General features: G+C 60.0%; 14 protein-coding genes and 1 pseudogene. 9 read left to right on the top strand and 6 right to left on the bottom strand.

Annotation, left to right across the window (positions count from 1 at the left end):
- The first annotated feature begins 3 nt into the window (after window positions 1–3).
- The 8 genes from LB558_RS08255 to LB558_RS08220 all read left to right on the top strand — a co-directional run bounded on the left by LB558_RS08255 (window position 4) and on the right by LB558_RS08220 (window position 9,944).
- The gene (locus LB558_RS08255) at window positions 4–1,440 is read left to right on the top strand and encodes an aldehyde dehydrogenase family protein (protein ID WP_224697089.1); all 1,437 of its coding nucleotides are present in this window, start codon (window positions 4–6) and stop codon (window positions 1,438–1,440) included.
- A gap of 82 nt (window positions 1,441–1,522) precedes the next feature.
- Window positions 1,523–2,902: an aspartate aminotransferase family protein gene (locus LB558_RS08250; RefSeq protein WP_224697088.1), complete on the top strand. Its 1,380-nt coding sequence runs from the start codon at window positions 1,523–1,525 to the stop codon at window positions 2,900–2,902.
- A gap of 110 nt (window positions 2,903–3,012) precedes the next feature.
- A complete protein-coding gene (locus LB558_RS08245) occupies window positions 3,013–4,020 on the top strand; it encodes an ABC transporter substrate-binding protein (RefSeq protein ID WP_224697217.1) in 1,008 nt (335 codons plus the stop codon).
- Between the two features lie 109 nt (window positions 4,021–4,129).
- Window positions 4,130–5,194: an ABC transporter ATP-binding protein gene (locus tag LB558_RS08240; RefSeq protein ID WP_224697087.1), complete on the top strand. Its 1,065-nt coding sequence runs from the start codon at window positions 4,130–4,132 to the stop codon at window positions 5,192–5,194.
- Complete coding sequence (locus LB558_RS08235) at window positions 5,191–6,363, top strand: ABC transporter permease (RefSeq protein ID WP_224697086.1); 1,173 nt, start codon at window positions 5,191–5,193, stop codon at window positions 6,361–6,363. Before LB558_RS08240 ends, LB558_RS08235 begins: the two co-directional genes overlap by 4 nt.
- A gap of 3 nt (window positions 6,364–6,366) precedes the next feature.
- Window positions 6,367–7,158 (top strand): ABC transporter permease, encoded by a 792-nt coding sequence (locus LB558_RS08230; RefSeq protein ID WP_224697085.1) that lies wholly within the window; start codon window positions 6,367–6,369, stop codon window positions 7,156–7,158.
- A gap of 276 nt (window positions 7,159–7,434) precedes the next feature.
- Window positions 7,435–8,343 (top strand): nucleotidyltransferase and HEPN domain-containing protein, encoded by a 909-nt coding sequence (locus LB558_RS08225; RefSeq protein WP_224697084.1) that lies wholly within the window; start codon window positions 7,435–7,437, stop codon window positions 8,341–8,343.
- A gap of 137 nt (window positions 8,344–8,480) precedes the next feature.
- The gene (locus LB558_RS08220; RefSeq protein WP_224697083.1) at window positions 8,481–9,944 is read left to right on the top strand and encodes a HEPN domain-containing protein; all 1,464 of its coding nucleotides are present in this window, start codon (window positions 8,481–8,483) and stop codon (window positions 9,942–9,944) included.
- A 37-nt stretch (window positions 9,945–9,981) separates the two neighbouring features.
- Here the strand turns inward: LB558_RS08220 and LB558_RS08215 are convergent.
- The 6 genes and pseudogenes from LB558_RS08215 to LB558_RS08190 form a co-directional block, all read right to left on the bottom strand.
- Window positions 9,982–10,694, bottom strand: a pseudogene (locus LB558_RS08215) (IS5 family transposase).
- Window positions 10,695–11,188: 494 nt separating this feature from the next.
- On the bottom strand, window positions 11,189–13,831 hold the full coding sequence (locus LB558_RS08210; protein WP_224697081.1) for a hypothetical protein: 2,643 nt from the start codon (window positions 13,829–13,831) through the stop codon (window positions 11,189–11,191).
- A 2-nt stretch (window positions 13,832–13,833) separates the two neighbouring features.
- The gene (locus tag LB558_RS08205; protein WP_224697080.1) at window positions 13,834–14,679 is read right to left on the bottom strand and encodes a hypothetical protein; all 846 of its coding nucleotides are present in this window, start codon (window positions 14,677–14,679) and stop codon (window positions 13,834–13,836) included.
- Window positions 14,676–15,707: a TRAFAC clade GTPase domain-containing protein gene (locus tag LB558_RS08200; RefSeq protein WP_224697079.1), complete on the bottom strand. Its 1,032-nt coding sequence runs from the start codon at window positions 15,705–15,707 to the stop codon at window positions 14,676–14,678. The genes LB558_RS08205 and LB558_RS08200 overlap by 4 nt, the downstream gene beginning before the upstream one ends.
- On the bottom strand, window positions 15,704–16,732 hold the full coding sequence (locus LB558_RS08195) for a GTPase-associated system all-helical protein GASH (RefSeq protein WP_224697078.1): 1,029 nt from the start codon (window positions 16,730–16,732) through the stop codon (window positions 15,704–15,706). Before LB558_RS08195 ends, LB558_RS08200 begins: the two co-directional genes overlap by 4 nt.
- Window positions 16,732–18,093 carry a metallophosphoesterase gene (locus LB558_RS08190; protein WP_224697077.1) on the bottom strand — a complete coding sequence of 454 codons (1,362 nt, stop codon included), beginning with the start codon at window positions 18,091–18,093 and terminating at the stop codon, window positions 16,732–16,734. The genes LB558_RS08195 and LB558_RS08190 overlap by 1 nt, the downstream gene beginning before the upstream one ends.
- Before the next feature lie 628 nt (window positions 18,094–18,721).
- On the opposite strand from LB558_RS08190, the gene LB558_RS08185 reads away from it, so the two are divergent.
- On the top strand, window positions 18,722–20,878 hold the full coding sequence (locus LB558_RS08185; RefSeq protein ID WP_224697076.1) for a hypothetical protein: 2,157 nt from the start codon (window positions 18,722–18,724) through the stop codon (window positions 20,876–20,878).
- Window positions 20,879–21,388: the final 510 nt, after the last annotated feature.

The following is a 21,388-nucleotide window of genomic DNA, read 5'->3' as shown; positions in this document are numbered from 1 at the left end:
GCCTTGACCGTCCACCAGAACTTCATCGCCGGCAACTGGAGCCAAACCGACGCCGTTGTCGAAAACATCAACCCCAGCGACACGCGCGACATCGTGGGCCATTATGCAAGCGCCGATCGCGCAGCCGTCGAAAGCGCCATCGAGGCCGCCCACACCGCCTTTCCGGCCTGGGCACGGGTCAGCCCGGAAGTGCGCGCCGATATCCTTGACCGAGTGGGGACGGAGATCCTTGCCCGTCGCGACGAGCTCGGCGCGCTTCTCTCGCGCGAAGAAGGCAAGATCCTTTCCGAGGGCGTTGCCGAGGCAGCGCGTGCCGGGCGCGTTTTCAAATTTTTCGCTGGCGAAGCGCTGCGGCTGAATGGCGAGCGGATCACCTCGGTGCGGCCAGGTGTTGAAGTCGAGGTGCTGCGCGAACCCGAAGGTGTGATCGGCATCATCACGCCCTGGAACTTTCCGCTCGCAATCCCAGCCTGGAAGATCGCGCCGGCGCTTGCCTATGGCAACACCGTCGTGTTCAAGCCGGCCGAACTCGTTCCGGGCTCGGGCTGGGCGCTGGCGGAGATCCTGTCGCGGGCAGGGCTGCCGGAAGGCGTCTTCAACCTGGTGATCGGACCGGGATCCAAAGTTGGCCAGGCCATGGTCGAGTCGCCCAAGGTCCGCGGCATCAGCTTCACCGGCTCGGTGCCGACCGGAAGGCGCATCGGCGTTGCCTGCTTCGAAATGGGCAAGAAAGTGCAGCTCGAGCTCGGCGGCAAAAATCCGCTGATTGTGCTTGCCGACGCCGATCTTGAGGTGGCGGCGAACGCCATTATCAATGGCGCATTCTTCTCGACCGGGCAGCGCTGCACTGCCTCCAGCCGGATCATCGTGGAGAGCGGCATCCACGACCGCTTGATCGAGCGCCTGGTGGACGGACTTGCACGGCTGCGCGTTGGTCATGCGCTGAAGCCGGACAGCCACATCGGGCCGGTCGTAAATGCTGCGCAGCTGGAGCAGGACCTTTCCTACATCAAGCTGGGCAGGGAGGAGGGGGGCCGCCTCGTCTTTGGCGGCGAGCGTCTTCAGCGCGAGGAGCCGGGCCATTATCTGTCGCCAGCGCTTTTTACCGGCACCGACAATTCAATGCGCATCAACCGTGAGGAAATCTTCGGACCGGTCGCAAGTGTGATCCGGGTCGAAAGCTACGAGGAGGCCGTGGCGGTGGCCAATGACACCGAGTTCGGCCTCTCATCGGGCATCTGCACGACGTCGCTCAAATTCGCTTCGGACTTCAAGCACAGGTCAGCGGCCGGCATGGTCATGGTCAACCTGCCGACGGCCGGGGTTGATTACCATGTCCCTTTCGGCGGCCGCAAAGGGTCCTCGTACGGACCGCGAGAACAAGGGGCTTATGCCCGCGAATTCTACAGCGTCGTCAAGACGGCCTACACGCAGCCCTAGAGCAAGGCCCTCGCTTAGCAACATTTCCCGCTGCGTTGATGCATCAAACATCTAGCTTCCATCTAAGAAAGGCCTCCCAAGCATGGCCCACCCCCTTATGAATTCTCCAGAGTCGCGCGACGTCGCCTACCACCTCCACGGCTACACAAACGCCAAAAAGCACCTGTCCGCGGGCCCGATGGTGATTGAACGCGGCGAGGGCGTCGAGGTCATCGATAATGCCGGCAACCGCTATATCGAGGCGATGGCGGGCCTGTGGAGCGTGGCGGTCGGCTTCAGCGAGAAGCGGCTTGTCCAGGCGGCGACAAGACAGATGGAGAAGCTGCCTTTCTATCATACCTTTTCGCACAAATCGCACGGGCCGCTGATCGACCTCGCCGAAAAGCTTGTCACCATGGCGCCGGCGCCGATGAGCAAGGCGTTCTTCACCAATTCCGGGTCCGAGGCCAACGATACCGCGATGAAGATCATCTGGTATCGCGCCAATGCGCTTGGCCAGCCGCAAAAGAAGAAGATCATCGCCCGTGACCGAGCCTACCATGGCGTCACCATAGCCTCGGCCAGCCTCACCGGACTTGCCAACAACCACCGCTCTTTCGATCTGCCGATTGCCAACGTCCTGCGCACCGGCAGCCCTCACTACTGGCGCGAGGCCTTGCCCGGAGAGAGCGAAGAGGCATTTGCCGATCGTCGCGCGAAAGAGCTTGAGGACCTGATCCTGGCCGAAGGGCCAGACACGGTCGCCGCCTTCTTTGGTGAACCTGTCATGGGCGCTGGCGGGGTTATCGTGCCGCCAAGGACCTATTGGGAAAAGATCCAGCAGGTGCTGCGCAAATACGACGTGCTGTTGGTCGCTGACGAGGTGATCACCGGCTTTGGGCGCACGGGCAACATGTTTGGTTGCCAGACCTATGGGATCGAGCCCGACATGATCGTGCTGTCGAAGGCTTTGTCCTCATCCTACCTGCCAATCTCAGCCCTTTTGGCAAACGACAAAGTGCTGGAGCCGGTGATCGAGGAGAGCGACCGCATCGGCACCTTTGGCCACGGCTTCACTGGCGGCGGCCATCCTGTCGCGGCCGCCGTCGCGCTCGAATCGATCGCCGTGATCGAGGAGCGAGGCCTTGTTTCCCACGCTGCCGCGATGGGCGAGCGCCTGCTTGCTGGCCTCAACGGCCTGCGTGAGCATCCCCTTGTCGGCGAGGTGCGCGGCGTTGGGCTCATCGCAGCCGTCGAGCTCCTTACAGACAAGCTCTCGCGAAGGGCATTGCCCGCGCCAGGCCAGCTTGGCGGGCTCGTCAATGCGGAACTGCAAGCTGCCGGCGTGATCAGCCGCAATATGGGCGACGCCATCGCTTTTTGCCCCCCGCTCATCATTACAGAGGCTGAGATTGACACGGTTCTTGCGCGATTCCGCCAGGCTCTCGATCGGTCCTTGCACCAAATACCCGAAGCGGCCTGAGCCGGCCGCTTCCAACCATAACAACAATGAAAGTCGCGACTTCAATCCAACATCTAGAGAGGAAAATCATGACACATTCACGAGCACGACTGACTGCGACCATCGCCGCTATGGCTCTGGCCCTTACAACCGGCATCGCCGCCGCGCGCGACCTGACCGTGGTTTCGTGGGGCGGCACCTATCAGGATGCCCAACGCAAGATCTATTTCGAACCCTACTCCAAGGTACTGGGCAAGCCGGTCCTTGACGAAACCTGGGATGGCGGCATCGGCGTTCTGCAGGCCAAGGTCAAGGCGGGCGCGCCGAACTGGGACGCGGTCCAGGTAGAGGCCGAGGAGCTGGCGCTCGGATGCGCCGACGGCCTGTTCGAAAAGGTCGATTGGGACAAGCTCGGCGGCAAGGACAAGTTCCTCGCCTCCGCCGTTAGCCCTTGCGGCGTTGGCGCCATCGTGTGGTCGACCGCGATTGCCTATGACAGCGCCAAGCTCGCGGATGGACCGAAGTCATGGGCCGATTTCTGGGATGTGAAGAAGTTTCCCGGCAAGCGCGCCCTGCGCAAGGGCCCGAAGTACACACTTGAATTCGCGCTCCTGGCCGATGGCGTCTCAGCGGACAAGGTCTATGACGTCTTGTCCACGCCCGACGGCGTCGACCGCGCTTTCAAGAAGCTCGATGAGCTGAAGCCGAACCTGGTCTGGTGGGAGTCTGGCGCCCAGCCCCTCCAACTGTTGGCCTCGGGCGAGGTGACGATGGCGTCGGCATATAACGGCCGCATCACCGGCATCAACAAGACCGAGAACCGCGCCTTCAAGGTCGTTTGGCCAGGCAGCATCTATGCCGTCGACAGCTGGGTTATCCTCAAGGGGGCCGAGAACAAGACGGCTGCCGAGGACTTCATCGCGTTCGCCAGCAAGCCGGAGAATCAGGTCAAGCTGCCTGACTATGTCGCCTATGGCCTGCCGAACAACGAGGCCGCCAGCAAGGTCGCGCCTGCGCTCCAGGCTGAACTGCCAACCGCGCTCGACAATCTGCAGGGTGCAATCGCGCTCAACACCGATTTCTGGATCGACCATTCCGAGGAGCTCACCAAGCGCTTCAACGCCTGGCTTGCGCAGTAATCGCGGCGCGCAAGGTCAGCCTTATCGGGGCTGGGCGAGCGCACAAGTTCCTTTTGGCCCGTCCCGTGCCGAAGGCACGGGACGGCAATAGTCTGTATCGGAAAAGACCGTGACGCGTCCGCACATCCACTTTGACAATGTTTCAAAATCCTATGGTCCCTTGCAGGTGGTCAGCGACCTGTCGCTTGCCATCGAGGCTGGCGAGTTCGTCAGCTTGCTCGGGCCATCCGGCTCGGGCAAGACGACCCTGCTCATGATGCTGGCTGGCTTCGAGCAGGTCACCTCCGGCTCGATCTGGCTTGGCCAACGCCGTATCGACGCCTTGCCGCCGCATCGGCGCGACATGGGCGTGGTCTTCCAGAACTACGCCCTCTTCCCGCATATGAACGTAGCCCAAAATGTCGCCTTTCCGCTGCGCATGCGGCACCTTGGCCAGGCCGAGATCAAGGAGCGTGTTTTGCGCGCTCTCGACATGGTGCAACTCACCAGCTTGCGCGATCGCCGCCCGGGACAGCTCTCCGGCGGCCAACAGCAGCGTGTGGCGCTCGCTCGAGCGCTGGTGTTTGAGCCCGCGGTTGTGCTGATGGACGAACCGCTGGGCGCGCTCGACAAGCAGTTGCGCCAGCAGATGCAGCTTGATATCCGCGCCCTGCATCACCGGCTCGGCCTCACCATAGTGTTCGTCACGCACGACCAGATCGAGGCGCTGACCATGTCCGACCGGATCGCCGTTTTCAATCGCGGCGGCATCGAACAGATAGGCACCCCCCGCGAGGTCTATGACCGGCCCGCGACCCGGTTCGTTGCGGAATTCATCGGTGAAACCAACCTGATCGAAGGCATCGTCGAGCAGCTTAAGCCGGCGAGCTCCCTTATTCGGCTCGATGACGGAAAGACCTTGGAAGTTGCCGGCGACGCGCCTGTCGGGCGGCGGGTCCTGGTATCTGTGCGGCCCGAGCGGGTTTCGTTGGCGGAGGGCACGGTAGAAGGCGCCAATGCCTGGCCGGCCACTGTCGTCGACAGCATCTATCAGGGCGATCATCTGCGTGTGCAACTTGACGCTTCCGCCAATGGCTTCGTCGTGCGTTCTGGTCGAGGGGCCGGCGAATGGGCCCCGAACACCGCGGCGATCGCGAGCTTTGCGCCGTCCGACTGCTGGGTGGTGCCACAATGAGTGCGCGCAGCAAGAGCCGCAAGGCCACTGCCTTCCTCCTCATCCTGCCGCTGCTCGCCTTCATCGGCGCGTTTTTTGTCTGGCCCTTGGCGACAATACTGGTCGAGGCGGTCTCCGACGCATCCGTGTCGAACACTTTGCCGCGCACGGCGGCTGTGCTGCGCGAATGGGACAAGCAGGGTTTGCCGCCCGAGGCCGCCGGCGAGGCGCTTGTCACGGACATAAGGAATAACAGCGATGCGCAGGCGCTAGGGGATGTGGTGAGACGTCTCAACAGCGCCCAGCCAGGCTTTCGCACACTGATGAACAAGACCGTTCTCGCCGTGACCGGCCAGCCCGAAGCAATCGACCTTGCCGCCATCGACAAACGCTGGAGCGACGTCGCTTTCTGGCGTGCCATTGCCGTTGCTGCCCCGCCCTATACCGACCGCAACCTTTTGGCGGCGCTCGACCTCGGCCGCGACGCCAACGGCGCGATAACTGATCTGGCGGGCACAGAGTCTGCCAACCGCGCGATACTGATACGCACCTTTGCAATTGCCGGGATGGTGACTGGCGCCTGCGTCGTGCTCGGCCTGCCTTTTGCCATGATCGCCGCCTCGTCGGCTGGCTGGCGCCGGCAAGCAATGCTTGGCGCGGTGCTGTTGCCGCTATGGACGTCGTTGCTCGTGCGAACGGCGGCCTGGTACATCCTGCTTCAGGACAAGGGTCTGATCAACGATCTGCTGCGACTTGCCGGCCTTGGGCCCGTGCCGCTGATCTTCAATCGGCTGGGTGTCGTCATCGCCATGACGCATGTGCTTTTGCCTTTCATGGTCTTGCCGATTTACAGCGTGCTGATTGCCATTCCGGGCAGTCTCATGCCGGCCGCAGCCTCGCTCGGAGCCAACCCGGTGCGGGCCTTTCTCCATGTCCAGCTGCCGCTAGCGCTGAGAGGAGTGGCCTCCGGGGCGTTGCTCGTCTTCATGTCCGCCATTGGCTACTACATCACGCCGGCCCTGATCGGCGGCGCGCGCGACCAGATGATTTCCTCGGTCATCGCCTTTTACGCCATCGGGTCCGCCAACTGGGGAATGGCGGCGGCCCTCGGCATTGTGCTGCTCGTCGTGACGACGCTGCTTTACGCCGTCTACAACCGGTTGTCTGCGTCCCCCGTCAGCGGAGCCTGAGCCATGTTGAAAGTCCTCAAACCAGTCTTTGCGCTCGCCATGATGGCCTTCCTGGTCGCTCCTCTGATTGCCATCCTGCCGCTCGCCTTTACCTCAAGCATATTCCTGTCCTATCCGATCCCTTCGTTTTCGACCCGATGGTTCGAGGAACTTGCGCAGTCGGACAGTTGGCGCATGGCGATTTTGAACAGCTTGATCATCGGGGCAAGCACGACGGTGCTTGCTACATTTCTTGGCGCTCTTGCCGCGCTGGGCTTGCGCGAGCGCGTTGTCCTGGCCTCGAGTTTGAGAACCCTTTTCTTGCTGCCCATGGTGGTTCCGGCCGTGGTGCTTGGTGTCGGCCTGCAGATTCTGTTTGCAAGGATTGGCCTGGCGAGTTCCTACGCCGGGGTCATCTGCGCTCACACCGTTGTCGCAGTGCCCTTTGTCGTGATCAGCGTCAGCGCATCGCTGGACGGGATCGACCGGGGCATCGAACGCGCCGCATTGAGCCTTGGCGCGCACCCGTTGAAGGTGCTGACGCAAGTCACCCTCCCGCTTGCGTTGCCAGGTGTGTTGTCCGGCGCAGTGCTCGCCTTTGCGACTTCGCTCGACGAGGTGGTGCTGACGCTGTTTGTCGCCGGCCCCAACCAGCGCACGCTCGCCAGGCAGATGTTTTCCACCATCCGCGACAATATCAGCCCGGCAATTGCCGCTGCTGCATTCCTGTTTATCGTCGGGACGCTACTTGTTGGCATCCTGCTCGTCCTGATGAGGCAACACCGGGCTGCCCTGTCGGCGGCGGCGGCCGAGTAGCGGTGAATGCTTCCCGTCTCCCGGATCCACATCTGGCCAACAGCCATTGAAGAAGCTAGGATGATGTTCCTATATCCAGAGCGAACCAACTTAGGTTGGTTCGCTCTCGAGGGAGGAAGCGCCCGAGGGCAGGGGGCGCGCGAGCCATGCTGGCAGCCATTGAAAATGGCCGACACCAGACTGTAGAGTCGCGATGCCTATAGCCTTTCGCGGGCATTCAGGCTTGGTATAACGAACGTCTTCGCGGCTGCGTCGATCAGGACTGAATCACTCAACATGAAAACCAGCATCGATCATTTGCCGGCGCATAAGCAGGAGGAGCTTGGCCGCGTCGTCGCGGTCCTGCACGCCGAGTTTGAGGACGCGCTTGCCGAGAGCAGTGCCGAGTGGAAAAAGAGCGGCCGCATCCTCAAGATCATTCTCTTTGGCTCCTACGCCCGAGGCGACTGGGTCGACGAGCCGCATACGATGAAAGGCTACCGCAGCGATTTTGACCTCTTGGTGATCGTCAACAACAACAAGCTATCGGACTTCGCCTACTGGTATAAGGCGAAGGACCGGTTGGAGCTTGATCGCGCGATCAGGACGCCGACCAGCTTCATTGTGCATAGCCGTCGGTTTGTGAACACGGCGCTCAGGCAGGGGCAATACTTTTTTACCGACATTCGCCGGGAAGGCATTGTGCTCTACGAACTGGACGATGAGCCGCTAGCCGAGCCAAAGGCGCTCACGCCCGTCGCTGCCTATCGCTCTGCAGAGGAACATTTTTCGGAGCGCTTTCCCGGAGCCCAGGACTTCACTGACATTTTTCAATATGCGCTGGCAAAAGGGAAGTTGAACAATGCGGCTTTCCAATTGCACCAGGCGATTGAGCATGCGTACGCAACGCTGCTTCTGGTGTTAACGAATTACAGCCCGCCATCGCACAAGTTGACTTTTCTTCGCGCTTTGGCGGAAGACAAGGATCGTCGGTTGGCTGAGGCCTGGCCCAGGGATCAGCAGCGCCATCGCGCCTGGTTCAACACCCTGAATGAGGCCTATGTGAAGGCGCGTTATTCCAAGCACTTTCTCATCAGCGAGGAGGCGCTGGCGTGGTTGGGAGAAAGGACGTTGCTGCTGCAGAAATCGGTTGAGCAGATCTGCCTGGAGCATTTGGAGGGTATGAAGCAGGTGGCCCGAGCCTAAAGAACGCGGGATTTGCAGTGCGGATCGGCCGCTGCCACCGACGCCTGCCTAACGGCCTTTCTGAGGCCGAGACCGGCCGGCCTCGAACCCCGAAAACGTACACAGGCAGTGTGTTTTGAAACCGTGTAAGGCCGGCGATGGAAGATACCGACACGAAACCGCTCCTGGATGAATTCAAAGTAGCCGAACTTCGGCGGCTGCATCTTCGCGCACTCAAGGAGGTCATCGACAGCATTCGTGCAAAGCTCGCCGCGGGAACGAAGCCGCGAAGTGCGGGTCGTCCGCAAATTTCGATGCGTGATAACGGAATGCCTTCGATCATGGATAAGCCGCTGTTGGGCGGCAACGGTCCGCTCGAATATAGTAGTGTGTTAGAACCTGCTTGGAACGACGATGAGGCGCGACTCCAAGGCAAATTCCCGCACAGCAAGTTCCCGGCAGTCACCGAATTAAAGCGCTTCGTTTTTGATGAGCCGGCAGTCGGCTTCACATACATGGAAAAACCGCACAACGACCTCCTGCGGTATCTTATTGAGTCCGGCGTTGAACAGGCCGCCAATACGCATTTCCTGAAGTTCGGCGAAGGACCATCCGATGAGAAAAGCCGGTCGGCCGTCCTGCGCCCGCTTTTGGCGGGTTTAACCGCTGAACGCCTTGCAACCCCGGTCGTTATCCCGATCGCTTTGACGCGGTTTAATTTCGAACGCGCTCGTCTCGCAAATGACGCGATCCTGATCAGGATGTCCGATGGACTTCAGCGAGCACGATGGGAGGGAAAGGCACGCGGAGCTAGTGGCCACGACGGCGTCCTGGCAGCAGCAACCCATGCCTTGGTTCTAACGGGATGGAGCATCTCGAACAGCCCAAAACTCAGCCTGGCTCAACAGCTTTCCGTTCCGGCTCCCCAGATCACCGCCGAGGTTGAGTCGTTCTTTGCCGCTCTCCGCCTCGAACTTGGCATCGAAACCGGCTACGCTCAGGAAATCAGACTGTCCAAGCGTTGGCGATCGCACGATCGGCTTGGAGACCCTGAAGTCCACGCGGTCGGAGCGCGGCGGTATCCCAGCCGCTTCGATGACTTTGGCTGGATGGCCGACGATCTGCCGATCATCGAGCGAGCAGGCATTGAAGCCGTCGCCAGGACGTGGCAGGCGCTGCGCGGCATCAACGATCAGCGCTTTGCCTTGGCACTACGGCGGCTCAACGCCGCCATGACACGCGATGATCCCGCAGACACGATCCTTGACGCCACGATTGCACTTGAGGTGCTCCTGGGCGACGGCGACGGCCAGGCGATCGCATGGAAGCTGCGTATGCGAGCGAGCGCACTCGTAGGGATCGATGCCGATATGACAAAAATGGAGGAAATTCGAACGGCCATCAAGAAAACTTACGATGCCCGTTCGGCGATCGTGCATGGCAGCCGCGGCCGACAAGCCCATGCTGACGGTCCACATTTGGCGGCACAGGTTGCGGTCGGGGCTCTCAGAATGGTGATCAAGCAACTTGTGATCCATCCGCGCTATCTCAATCCGTTGACAATCGATGAGGAGCTCCTTCTCACCTCTCGCGCAGGAGCTAGGGCGCCGGGAGTGTCTTGAGCTCGACGAGCGTTACTGGGCTAAGGCTTGTTGAGATTCAGCGTGAGTTTATGACGGCAGCAGCGAGATTGATGAAAGCCGCGAAGCTCTGGTCGGTTTTGTCAGCGCGCATGGCGATACGCTTGAATTCCTTGAGCTTGCAGAAGTAGTTCTCGATCAGATGGCGCCATTTGTAGAGTTCCTTGTCGAGCGGCAGGGGAAAAGTCCGACGTGAATGCTGTGAAATGACGATTTTGGCGCCGCGCTCATTCAGGTCGGCAATGATGGTGTTGCTGTCGAAAGCTTTGTCGGCGATCAAGCCACCAAAACAGACACCATCGATGAGCGGTGCGACACCCACCGTATCGAACCGCTGGCCGGGCAAAAGAACAAAGCGAACAAGATTGCCAAGTGCATCGGTGAGCGCCAGGATTTTGGTTGTCACGCCGCCCTTGGAGCGGCCTATGGCCTGGCTTTGAGTCCCCCTTTTGCGCCTTGTCCATGGCGATGGACCTTGACGATGGTGGCATCAACCATGGCGTATTCCATGTCGGGTTCATCCGAACAGGCCTCGAAAAGCCGAATGAAAACGTCCGCTTTGACCCAATCGCGGTATCGCTTGAAAACGGTGTTCCAACTCCCAAAGAAGGCTGGAAGGTCGCGCCACGGACTTCCTGTCCGCACGATCCAAAGCAACGCTTCGATGAACAGGCGATTGTCACCGCCACTTCGTCCGGGATCGGCTGGTTTACCCAGACAATGCGGTTCCATCTTCGCCCATTGGGCGTCCGTCAGTACGAATCGTTCCATCCAAAGCTTGAATCACAATCCAAGTTCAGGCGGAATCCTGAATCTCAACAAGCCTTAGTATGAGCCAGTCCGAATGATCAAACGGCATCGCTGCGGCGTGGGAGTTGGCTCGCCAGCATATGATTTCCGTAGTCTCGCACGTACATTGGAGCGGCCGCTGCCCGTACTCGCCCACTCGCCCCGCAGCAGCCATAGCGGGAGAATCGTCGCTGTCTAGCCATAGACCGAAAACAGGCTCAGCTTTGAATTAAAGTGAGCTTCGCCTCCCATTCCTCCATACGCTCATACCGGATACCCCTGATGTCGACGCACGATCCTTCGTCATACGATCCAGCGTCGAACGTCTGAAATGGGGCCGTTTTCGGCCTGACAGATTTTGGGAGCCCGAGAGCAAAAATCGGACAATGCGCAGAGCTGACAGCACCCTCAGCGCTTAATCCTTCACAACAATTTGCTCAATCGCGCCAATCGTACTTCGCCGAAATATTGTCCCGTACCTGCGAAATAGCCCCCTCGACGGCCTTCCTGCACCCTTCCGGCAGTTTGCCAAGTTCGGAGGCGATCCGCTCGATGTAAGCCTCACCATCGTGCTGCTTTGCAACCCGACGCATGATCCTGGCTACCTCGTTGGTGCGGCAGGCGGTGAGGGCCAGATCACGTGGCGGCCACGACGAGGACATGAAGGCGTCGACGAGCTCATGCCGCGCCGCTTTACACCGATCCCAATCAAAAAACGGGATGAACTTGAAGAGCTCGGGTACGTCATCGCTCTTGGCGAACTCGCGATGTATCGGCGGAAACACTGCTGCGATCATCAGCGACACGGGTCGGTTGCGTGAGCGCAGCAGCATTGGCAATAGGTAACCGGCGGCATCGAGAAGAGCGCTGGGGGTGACCTTCTCGGCGTCGAACATGAAGGCCGCACAGGCTTCAAACGCCTCCTCGTCTAGGTCGAAGCTGAGGCGATCCCGCAGGACCTGAGCTACTTCCGCGACTGATCGGACCATTCGAATTCTGGCCGGCTGGGTGGCCTTATTGAAGGCAACCATATTCCGGCTAGCAGTCGCAGCGTCGATGTTCTTCGCCAAACCGATTCGGGCGGCCCACGCCCCGTCTAGCTGATCCCCCACTATGCTGAGCGTCGAGGCCAGAAACGCGACCTCACCATCACTGAAGCGTACGGGAAGGCAACGGCTGAGAGCATGCTTGGCCAACTTCACCTTCGCATCGCCAGCCAGCCCGTCGAGTACGCGGGGCAGGACCTGAACGAACATCGCGATAGGAAGCGCATCGCCAGACACGGCGCGGAGCCATAGGTCGGGAGCCTGCGTCGTTTGCGTGTCGATCACACGCTCCCCCACCACCTTGTCGACAAGCATGGCGGCGAAATGCTGGTCGTCGGCTTGGCGCAGGAGATCGACGAGCATCGAAGTGGTTGCCGACTTGTCAAGCGCATCGCTCTCCGAGAGCCAGCGGGCGTCTTCAACGCTGGGAATCAGCGTCCGCGCAATCATGGCGTCGCGACGCGTACTGGGAGCAAGCAACAGGAGTGCCGACCGCACCTCCGCTCTAGAAGAGGCGGAGAGTGCCCTGACCAGTACTAAGTCTGCAAGCTGCGTTGCGCCGAAGTCATTGATCTCCCCAAGGTGACGCAATTCCATAGCCAGCTGCGGACCATCAAGCAGGACGAGTAGCGGCTCTACGGCCGGGATTTGCCAATCCTCAGTCAGCAGAGGGAGGAGACCTCGGCTAATTACGCCGAGCGTCGCGGCATCGAGTTGCGGCAGGACTGTCTCGAGGCGATTGACGAGCGGTCGGTCATCGGCAACGCGCCCGATCAGCGGCCCATCTTGGGCCAGCAGCCGCCCCAAGACCGTAGGATCGGCTTCAAGCAGCGCGCGCTCCGCACGGTTAGTGAACGCGCCTCCAATGCCCGACGCGATCTTCGGCAGCAGGTCGGCGACCACTCCGCGCGGATCGTCCTGCGACAGTAGCGTGACTGCGCCTTCCGGCGAACGCGCGGCGAGCTGTTCCACCGCCTCGGCGACCGCGGCCCGGCCCGCTGGCATAGATCGCCCCTGTAGCTTCCGGGCGAGCGCGCCCAAGAAGCTCCATGCCTCAACCTCGGGGAAAGTCGCGGATGCCTGGTGCGCCGCATCCGCAAGCGCCGGCTCAATCGCGTCAAGAGCGAGAGAGTCGCGAACCTTGCCGGAGTTGGCGATGTCCAACAGTCCGAGCGCCGCCGTCGGCGTGGTATGCAGCTTCGCGACCAGTTCTTCCCACATCATCGCTATTCGAAGAGCGGCTGCGTTGTCGATGTCTGGATCGGCTCCGCCAACCAGTCCAACCTCAGTGGCAGAGAGCAATCGGGGATGGGCTTGCTCGAAGACCCGCGACATAATCGCTTCGGTCCACGGGTGCCGACCGCCCTGAACTGAGCGACCATCCACCCGGCGGCCGTTCCAGTCCGCGAACTTCGCCCGCGCATCCTTCGGCGCAAACACCAGGTCGAAGTCGCGGCCCGCGACCTTGCGTGGTGACAGCGCGAACGTCGAGACCGCGAATCGCCGTCGGAGCGACGGCCACAGCGCGGTCAGCAGGCGCGTCGCGATGAGATCGGGATCGACGGCATCAAGAACGACAACCGGTCTCGCTTCTTCGAGGAATAGCGCCTCCAGCAGGTCACTGCCACCGAAACCAGTAGCGGGAGGAAGCGGCTCTGCCGGCGTCGCACGTACGACGACTTGAGTCGCGTCACTGTCGTCGGGAAGCCGATCTATGCCTACCAGATCAAGATAGGCAGATATGCCCTCGGCCTCGGCCCAATCTGTCATTGGTATGATTAGGCTCAAGGTCCGCACGCATCCGGCCCGGGCGACCGTCAAATCCTGCCATGTCCGCGCCAAGACGAAGTGCTGAGCGCTGGGGAGCGGATAGGCCGTCAGATAAGATTCGAAACGTTCACGCGGACGCAGCGGTCCCGCCACGTCCGACAGCCGATCGACGACCGACTGGTCATCCTTTGGAAGTTGCGCGGAAGATGCTAAGAGCTGATGCCCCTGCCGATATCCATGGACCTGACGTTCGATGACGGACACTGTCAGCTACCGACCGCCCACGCAATTGGCAGGGTGAGGTCTGGATCCTTTTGCCAGACCCCCTCGTAATCCTGCACGGCGACCCAGCCTCGACCGTCCAATCCGTTCTCCTGTACGTCGTTCCTACAGATATCGTCGACCTTCAGATCGCCGCCGACAACGCTGAGGCCGAAGACCCGCAGGTCGATCGCCTCGATGTCTTTGAGGCGACCCGCGAGCAGCGGATACTCGCGTTCGAGCCAGGCCTTTGGCCCCATCGCGAATTTCTGTTGATCGACTATGTCCCACGCGCTGACCACGATGGAGACGCGAGGCGGCTGCCCGTCCGGTCGTTCCGACAGCGTGGTTTCTAGAAACCGCAGCAACTCACACAGCATCACCTGGGTTGGCATCCCCTCATCATCGGCGTTGCCCAGCTTGGCCAATAGCTGCTTCGAAGTCACCCAGTTCAACGGGCGGACGTCGGCCTCCGAGTTGACGCGCACGAACAGCAGTGCTCCGTTAGCCGACCGCATCTCCTCCATCAGCGCGGTCGCGACCTCGCCATGCTCGGCGGCGTTCAGCCACAGCTCTCCTGAAATGTCTGGGATAACGATCGTCGTCTGCTCGCCGCCCTTCTCAGCCGCCACCACCACCTCGAAGTCGCGCCTGTCGTCGGCGTGCTCAGATCGCGGCGCGAAGTTGCCGGAGTATAGGTGATCAGCGACATCAAGGACGAAACGGATGTCCTCGGGCTGCACGGCCGCATGCAGGCGGCCCCTTCCCGCGTCGAGTGCAGGCCAGACGCGCCCAACATAGTTGGTCTTTCCGGAGTCAGGACCGCCAAGAAGCACGATCGAGCGACTCATCGATCTCTCCTGTAGCCGATGTAGGAGCGCGCGCCCTCTGCAGGGTCAGAGGGTGGCCAAAATTTCACGGGCGGCAGGCCGCTGGTTGTGGAGGCCGTGATGAGATTATTGAGGCCGAAGCCGGGCTTCACCTGCTCGTCGTTATCGGAGAATGGCGCGACTGGCACGACGGTTGCGGTAACCCCCCGCTTCGCCAACTCCGCCTCTAGGCGGGTCGTGACTGCGGCCGACGGCTCGCCGGCATCACGATGGGTAATCACGAGCAGCAGCTTCGGCAGCTCGCCGCCGAGCAGTGTCCCCAGCCGGCCAGCAAGCTGGCCTACCCGCGAAATAACGCCCTGCCGGCGCTCCTTGTTCTCAAGCGCGCGACCGTCCAGCACGACCCAGATCACCTCTGCGGCCTTGAGGAACTCGAAGCGGTCGGCCCGAGAAGTGCCGACCAACTCGGTTGTCCATTCCCCAGGTAGGTCGGGCAGAGCGAGATCGACTCGCCGGCCATCCGAATCACGGACCAAGCGCATATGCAGGAAACCAGGGCGACGGTCATCAGACAGTTCGGTGTGGACGGTCATCTGCTCGGGCGGGTTGCCCGCATCCCATTCACGCGCGCCCCGCGCAATGTCCTCGAACGCCATGAGGCTCTTGCTATCGGCGAACATCCATCCGGCCAGCTCAGCGTTCGAGATCATCAGGTAAAGGCTGGCGAGACAGGCGGTCTTGCCCGACTCTGGATCGCCCAGGATACCGATCACGGTCACATAGCGCGACGCCATCATTTTGGAGATCGCGTCGGGGCCGAGCGTCCGGCTTGACGGAAACGCTGATGTGCCCGTCGATCGTTCGAGCACCGGCGCACCAATGGCGGACAGAGCAGTGGGGTCGGACGGCTCGCCTTTGTTGGCCGGATCGATAGCGGTGGCCGACGCCGCATTGCCAACACGATGCTCGCAGGTCGCCGGATCGCGTTCCAGCGCACATGTTCCGGTCTCCCCGACCGTGCAACCGTCGAAGTTGCATGCAGCACTCACAGCTTCAAGACCCCGTTGTCGTACATTCTGCTCAGACCGGCCTCGAGCAGGGCGCGACCTGCCCAGGTCGACGCTTTGCGCTTCTCGTCGGCTCCGGAGGGGTCGACTTCACCGGTTGCTAGGGCGTGTAGGAGCGGGAAAACGAGAGGATGGCGACCAACAAGAGTCGAATTTATAGATGCTGCGAGCAACTGTCGGTCTTCGCCGATCACCGCGATCAGCTCCTTGAGGTCAAGTTCAGGATCCTCGTCGAGCGAGCGGAGCACAAGATCGTAATGCAAATCAGCGGGAAGGCGGCGAAGATGACTGGCCGCCTCGATTCCACAGGCCACGAGGCGCAGTGGCTCGACCATGCCGCCAAACGCACGTTTCAGCAACCGGCTTCGGTTAAGTTGCACCCACCAAAGGAAATCGAGTTCTTCCCGATCAAGTGCAGCGTTCCGCCGAAGCGCCTCGATCGTAGCCCCAGTCGCCTGCTTGAAAGTCGTTGTGGGTTCGGCCCCTTCCGCGATCGTCACAGCCAAGTTCCCCACGTCGGGAACCGCAGTGCGCTCGCGAGCCTTGTCCGCCGCCAACTGGCTGCGCTTCTGCGCTAGGTCTAGCACCTCGCGACGCAGTTTCTCGCGCTTTTCTTCAGCCAGTGTCGGCTGATACGCTAGTGCGGACCACAAGGCGTTCGAGTAGATATCGGCAATTGTCCAGCCGCCACTGCCGGGAACGCCAGCAAGGATCGAAAGGGCGGCGATGCCGGCGCAGACACCAACGTCAAGGGGGCTCTCAATGTAGAGGTAGGCGGAGGCGTGCTTCTGCAATGCTTCCTGCACCTCAAGGCCGAAATCTTCAAAGGGTTGACCATCGCCTCCTAGCGAGTCGGCGATCATCTCGGCCTTATTTAGAATCTTGCCGACATCGGTAATCTTGCCCCAAGCGGCGGAAAGCTTGAGTATGGCCGCGCGCCGCGCATCGACATCCTCGTTCGTCGGCGTGAGCGACGTGATCCTCATATGCACCGGAAGATTGTCCATTACACGTCTCTCTCTTCTCGTTCGTCTATCAGCCTATCGATCATCGAATTCATGACCGGGAGCCTGCCCTCCCGGACAAGCCAGTCAAAGAGCCGCCGTTGCAGACCTTGGTTCATTCGCTCGTTGGATTCGACAGGGAGGGCATCGAGCTCTACGAGGATCTTCAGCCGTTCGCTCTCGTAGAGGTCGCGGAAAAACCGCAGGAGGGCGAGTTCGTAGCCTTCGGCATCCGGCGGCATTGGCGCTAGCTCCCCTGGGCTGGTCTCCACACCTTCAGCGGGGACCAGTTCGACGTTTGGCTCAGCCGCTGCATCACGCCCACCAACAGGCGCCTCCTCCGCGGTCGCGGTCGGTACTGGACCAGCCTTCTTGAAGTTCGGACATCCCAGTGTGAAGCGCGGCTCTTTGCCGCCAAGGCGCTTGTCGTCCGCCTCGAAGCAAGTCTTGACCGGGTTCCATACGCGCGGATGTATCGTAACAACGAGGTTATCCGTGCCATCGTCCCAGTCGAATTCAAGGATGTTGTACGTGAAGGTGTAGACGTCATTAGATCTGAACGGAACCGCGGCGCCGGCGGCGAGCATCATTACGTCACAGCCCTTCTCGACCCGGTCAATGTTGACCTTTGGATCGTGTTCATGGCCAGAGATGAACACGCGCGCCCGACTACGCACATACTGAAGCACATCCGCAGCATCCTTATACCAGTTCAGCGGATGGTGGGCGAGGACAACATTCTCCTCACCCGCATACCGGGGGATGACGAACTGACGTTCGCCCATTACGAGCTCTGGCTGATCGTCACGCTCCTCGCCATGGCACAGGAGGGAAGAGTTGAGCCGGACGAACCTGATCCAGCGGTTTGGTCCTACCTCGATGCGGAGGTTTGTTGCGTATTTAGCCTCCTGGTCGAGGTCGCAGTTGTAGCCGATGCAGAAACGGCCAAACTCCTGGAATCTGGAGAAGAGTGTCGCGCGGTCGTTCTCGTTCGCGATGACCTTCTCATATTCCGCCGCCCCCCCCGCCCGAATGAAGTCGAGGAGCTTGCCACCTCCGACAGATAATTTGTCGCGATCCATGTCGTGATTGCCTGGAATCATCTGAACCCGATGGATCGGGCACCCGATCGCTTCGGCGAGAGTATCCAGCCACTTGCCGGCGGCTTCGTATTGGTCGGCCTTGCCCGAAAACGCGATGTCGCCCGTGACGAGGATGCCCTTCGCCGCGCCCGAGGGCAGGCCGGCGACTACCACTGCAGCGTCCGAGACCAACTCCTTCTTCACATCATCATGGATATGAACGACATGGTCGCGTTCCTGCCCAAAATGGATATCCGACACGTGGACAAAAATCGCCGCCATCAATACCCCAATTCGCATCATTGCGCGAGTTCAAGGATGTAGTTGTTTTCCGAAGGCATTTCTATCCAAAAGACCTTATATGGATGCAACGAAGGACCAGGTTCATCTCGACCTGAAGTCGCCGGTGACGGAGCGCGTTCTATTTCGCCATTCGATACCAAGCTGATCCTAAGATCGAGATCCGATACGGAAGGCGCGTCAGATAATGAAACTCCACGCAAACGCCACGGCTTGCGGCCCCGAGGCCGCCTGCACGTTTGTTTAATCAGCAGCCATTTATCCAAAAACTGACTACCTAAGTGTACGCAGGTTTAAGTTCTTTGCCCAACGGCAAAGATGAGCCAAATTGCCGTCGCCTGACGACTACGGCGGGTTATCTGCTTTAGGGCGCAGGCAAGTTTGACCGAACGTCCGACTTGAGGCGCGATGCTGGCATTCGTTGAACTTTGGGGCCGAGCGTTTTCAGCGAAGGGATAGTTTGCCCGAGCGGCCGATCTAAGGCACTTTCAGGCCTCCTGGAACGATCGACGGTCCCTAACTTCAAGACTACATGTCTCTGCAAAATAGGTAAGAATACCATCCTCAGCCTGGGAATACGGTCAACCTTCAGCTCGACAAGGAGGAGAGCATGCTGAGCGTCGGTTATCTAGACGGAGTGGGTGATCGCGATATATCCAGTTGGAGGTCAGCCCTTCAGCGCGCGCCGATCCTAATCGTCAGTGGTGTCTATGCCGCTCTTTTGATCAGGTCTCCGTCGCAACTGAATGAAGTCATCGACGTCGAATCGGAGAGACCTTGGCATCTTCTCTTCTCGGCGTTCGGACTTCTCGCTGTCATTGCCATCCTGCAAATCGCTGTTCTCGGCCGGCAGAAGCTGATGCCGATCCGAGACGCCTTTCTCGTCAATCTCCCAAGTCTTTTACTAGCTTGCATCGTCATCCGTAGCAGTCCGCTGGTCAGCCTTGTAGGTGTGGCTGTCAGTCTTTTGTTGACTTGGTTTGTCATCCGAAGCGAAACAAGAGGGGCTCTTGTTCTCTTCCGACCGGCGCTGCTCGTGTGGTTGATCGCCTACGCAAGTGTGATCGCGTCGACGGTCATCTGGCCTGTCTTTTTCCCGAGAATCCTGGGGAGCCTTGGGGTCCTCGCATTGGGACTAGGTCTGGCATCAATCGGATGTATGATTTTGGCGCTCAGGCCGTTGCTCGGCGCTTTGGTTGCTGCGATTGCGCTGTCAATGGCGGTTTGGGCGACCCGGCTGCATGAGGTCGCATTAGTTGACCCAGCGGTGGACGCTGCGGGCACCAACGCAACGAATAACCATCCGCTCTATTCTAGCCTCAATGCCTGGTTGGATGCCCGCGGCGATCTCCCGGATTACAAAGCGGCCCAGAGGCCTTATCCAGTCATAATCGCCTCGACGGAAGGCGGGGGGATGGCTGCGGCAGCGCATGCGTTCCTAGCGCTCAACGCGCTTCAGATGCATTGCCCTAACTTTAGCCAACACGTGTTCACGCTCGTAGGGGTGTCCGGTGGCTCGATGGGCAATAGCCTGTTCTCAGGATCCATTACGGGCAAAGGAGAAAACGGGCGACTCCAGCCATGTCGCGCGCGCTCCGACAATCTTCCGACTGACATTCTGACCGCCGATCATTTGTCCCCCGTCTTAGCGGCGCTATTCTTCGTTGATATGATCAACGCGATCGTGCCCGGGCAGCCTTTTGCGCACGATCGGGCTGATGTCCTAATCCAATCAATCTCGGAATCAACGGAGCAGGAGCGCATCTTCTTTTCGCAGCCGCATGCCTCGACTTGGTCTCCAGATTCTGCCGTCCCCTCCTTGACGTATGTGGCAACCGATACTCACCGGGGTAGCCGCTTCGTATTCACGCCCTTTTCGCTGGAGTTTCCTTTCGCGATGGAGGAGTTCCCAAGCGGAGCGATAAGCTCAACGAAGGATGTGACGATTGGGAGTGCGGCGGCTACGAGTGCCCGTTTCCCGTGGATTACGCCGACGGCCTTCATAAGGCTCGCCGAAGATCAGGTAAGAGTCTTAGCCGATGGCGGCTATTTTGAAAACTCAGGCGCTGACACAGCGATCGATTTCATCGCGTCTATCAAGGCAATCATCAAGCAAGCGAACGAGCTCAGCGCTGATAGTCAGTTGGAGGATGTGGATCCGAAAAAATGCCCGATCATTGTCGAACCTGTCTTCAGCAAGATGGTAAACTGGGAGGGCTGCTCCAAGCATATTTTTTTTGGTTATGTCCCCATATCGAGTTGGAGCGGACAAGATCCAGGCGCGGCGTACGAAGCAATCCCGACGGCGAAGCAATCATTTCTGTTCGATCCTATCCGCACCATGCTGCAAACACGATCAGCGCGCGGCGACCACGCTCTGTATAGAGCGACAAAAGAATTCTGCGGGATTGATGCTCTTTGTGTGCAGGGGCAGACCACCGATACTGGAATCTATCATCAGACCCTACCTTTCGTTGATCTGAAGCTACCCCTAGGTTGGATGCTTGCCCCGTCGACGGTCCAGAAAATTGCCTACAGCGTCGCGCGAGGCCAAGATTGTTCCTATCTGGCTGAAAAACTCGGACATGGATCACCCGACCATGTTGCAGGGTCGAGCGACGGTGATGTGTCTGACACCGCACCAACTCAGGATCAAGTCGAGCAGTCTGCAAGGTCAGGGAACGGCTGCAGTGCAGACATGATGTTCGAACTCTTCAATCCAACTGGTGATCCGAAGGCGTTTAGCATCGACGGCTGGGGGCCCTAACTGCCAATGGAGATTCCGTCCAAACCAAGCTGTTAGGCACCTGCAAATTATGTCCGCTATTCGTCAGAAGCTATCACTCCCTCAACGTCCGATTTGATGCGCTTTCCGGACCGACCGTTTTCGAGGCCGGAAGCGGACTGACCGCAATGGAATCCTGGAAACCTGCCGTTCCGCTGCGACCCGCTGCAGACTCCGCCACCGTAAGCACGCAAATTAGAACCGAATTTGATGCGCTGGAGTTCGCCTGCTTGCCGTGGCGACCGGCGCGGCAACTGGAATTGGAACAATTCGAGCGCTTACCCCTCAGAGGGTGTTAGTTCGCGCGTTATACAGTGTATCAATGTTGAGCCTCGTCCCCGTCTTGCCATTTTATGTTGTTGCGTTCTGTCTGTTGGCTTTCCTGCCTGGGCGACGCTAGATAGTGGGACGCTTGCGGCGATAGCTGTCTGTTTGAAAGCATGAAGCTCTCGGCAGGATCATCATCCTGACTCCTGGAACCGATTTTATCCC

It is taken from the genome of Mesorhizobium sp. CO1-1-8, from assembly GCF_020164875.1.
Lineage (GTDB): Bacteria > Pseudomonadota > Alphaproteobacteria > Rhizobiales > Rhizobiaceae > Mesorhizobium.
The sequence above is the reverse complement of the archived record's forward strand: the minus strand, read 5'-3'. Positions and strand labels throughout refer to the sequence as shown.

Bases quoted from the DNA above. Each gene is read 5' to 3' on its own strand.
- LB558_RS08225 (WP_224697084.1), top strand. From the start codon at position 7,435: ATGAAAACCAGCATCGATCATTTGCCGGCGCATAAGCAGGAGGAGCTT.
- LB558_RS08205 (WP_224697080.1), bottom strand. From the start codon at position 14,679: ATGAGTCGCTCGATCGTGCTTCTTGGCGGTCCTGACTCCGGAAAGACC.
- LB558_RS08220 (WP_224697083.1), top strand. From the start codon at position 8,481: ATGGAAGATACCGACACGAAACCGCTCCTGGATGAATTCAAAGTAGCC.
- LB558_RS08235 (WP_224697086.1), top strand. From the start codon at position 5,191: ATGAGTGCGCGCAGCAAGAGCCGCAAGGCCACTGCCTTCCTCCTCATC.
- LB558_RS08195 (WP_224697078.1), bottom strand. From the start codon at position 16,732: ATGGACAATCTTCCGGTGCATATGAGGATCACGTCGCTCACGCCGACG.
- LB558_RS08185 (WP_224697076.1), top strand. From the start codon at position 18,722: ATGCTGAGCGTCGGTTATCTAGACGGAGTGGGTGATCGCGATATATCC.
- LB558_RS08230 (WP_224697085.1), top strand. From the start codon at position 6,367: ATGTTGAAAGTCCTCAAACCAGTCTTTGCGCTCGCCATGATGGCCTTC.
- LB558_RS08245 (WP_224697217.1), top strand. From the start codon at position 3,013: ATGGCTCTGGCCCTTACAACCGGCATCGCCGCCGCGCGCGACCTGACC.
- LB558_RS08250 (WP_224697088.1), top strand. From the start codon at position 1,523: ATGGCCCACCCCCTTATGAATTCTCCAGAGTCGCGCGACGTCGCCTAC.
- LB558_RS08190 (WP_224697077.1), bottom strand. From the start codon at position 18,093: ATGGCGGCGATTTTTGTCCACGTGTCGGATATCCATTTTGGGCAGGAA.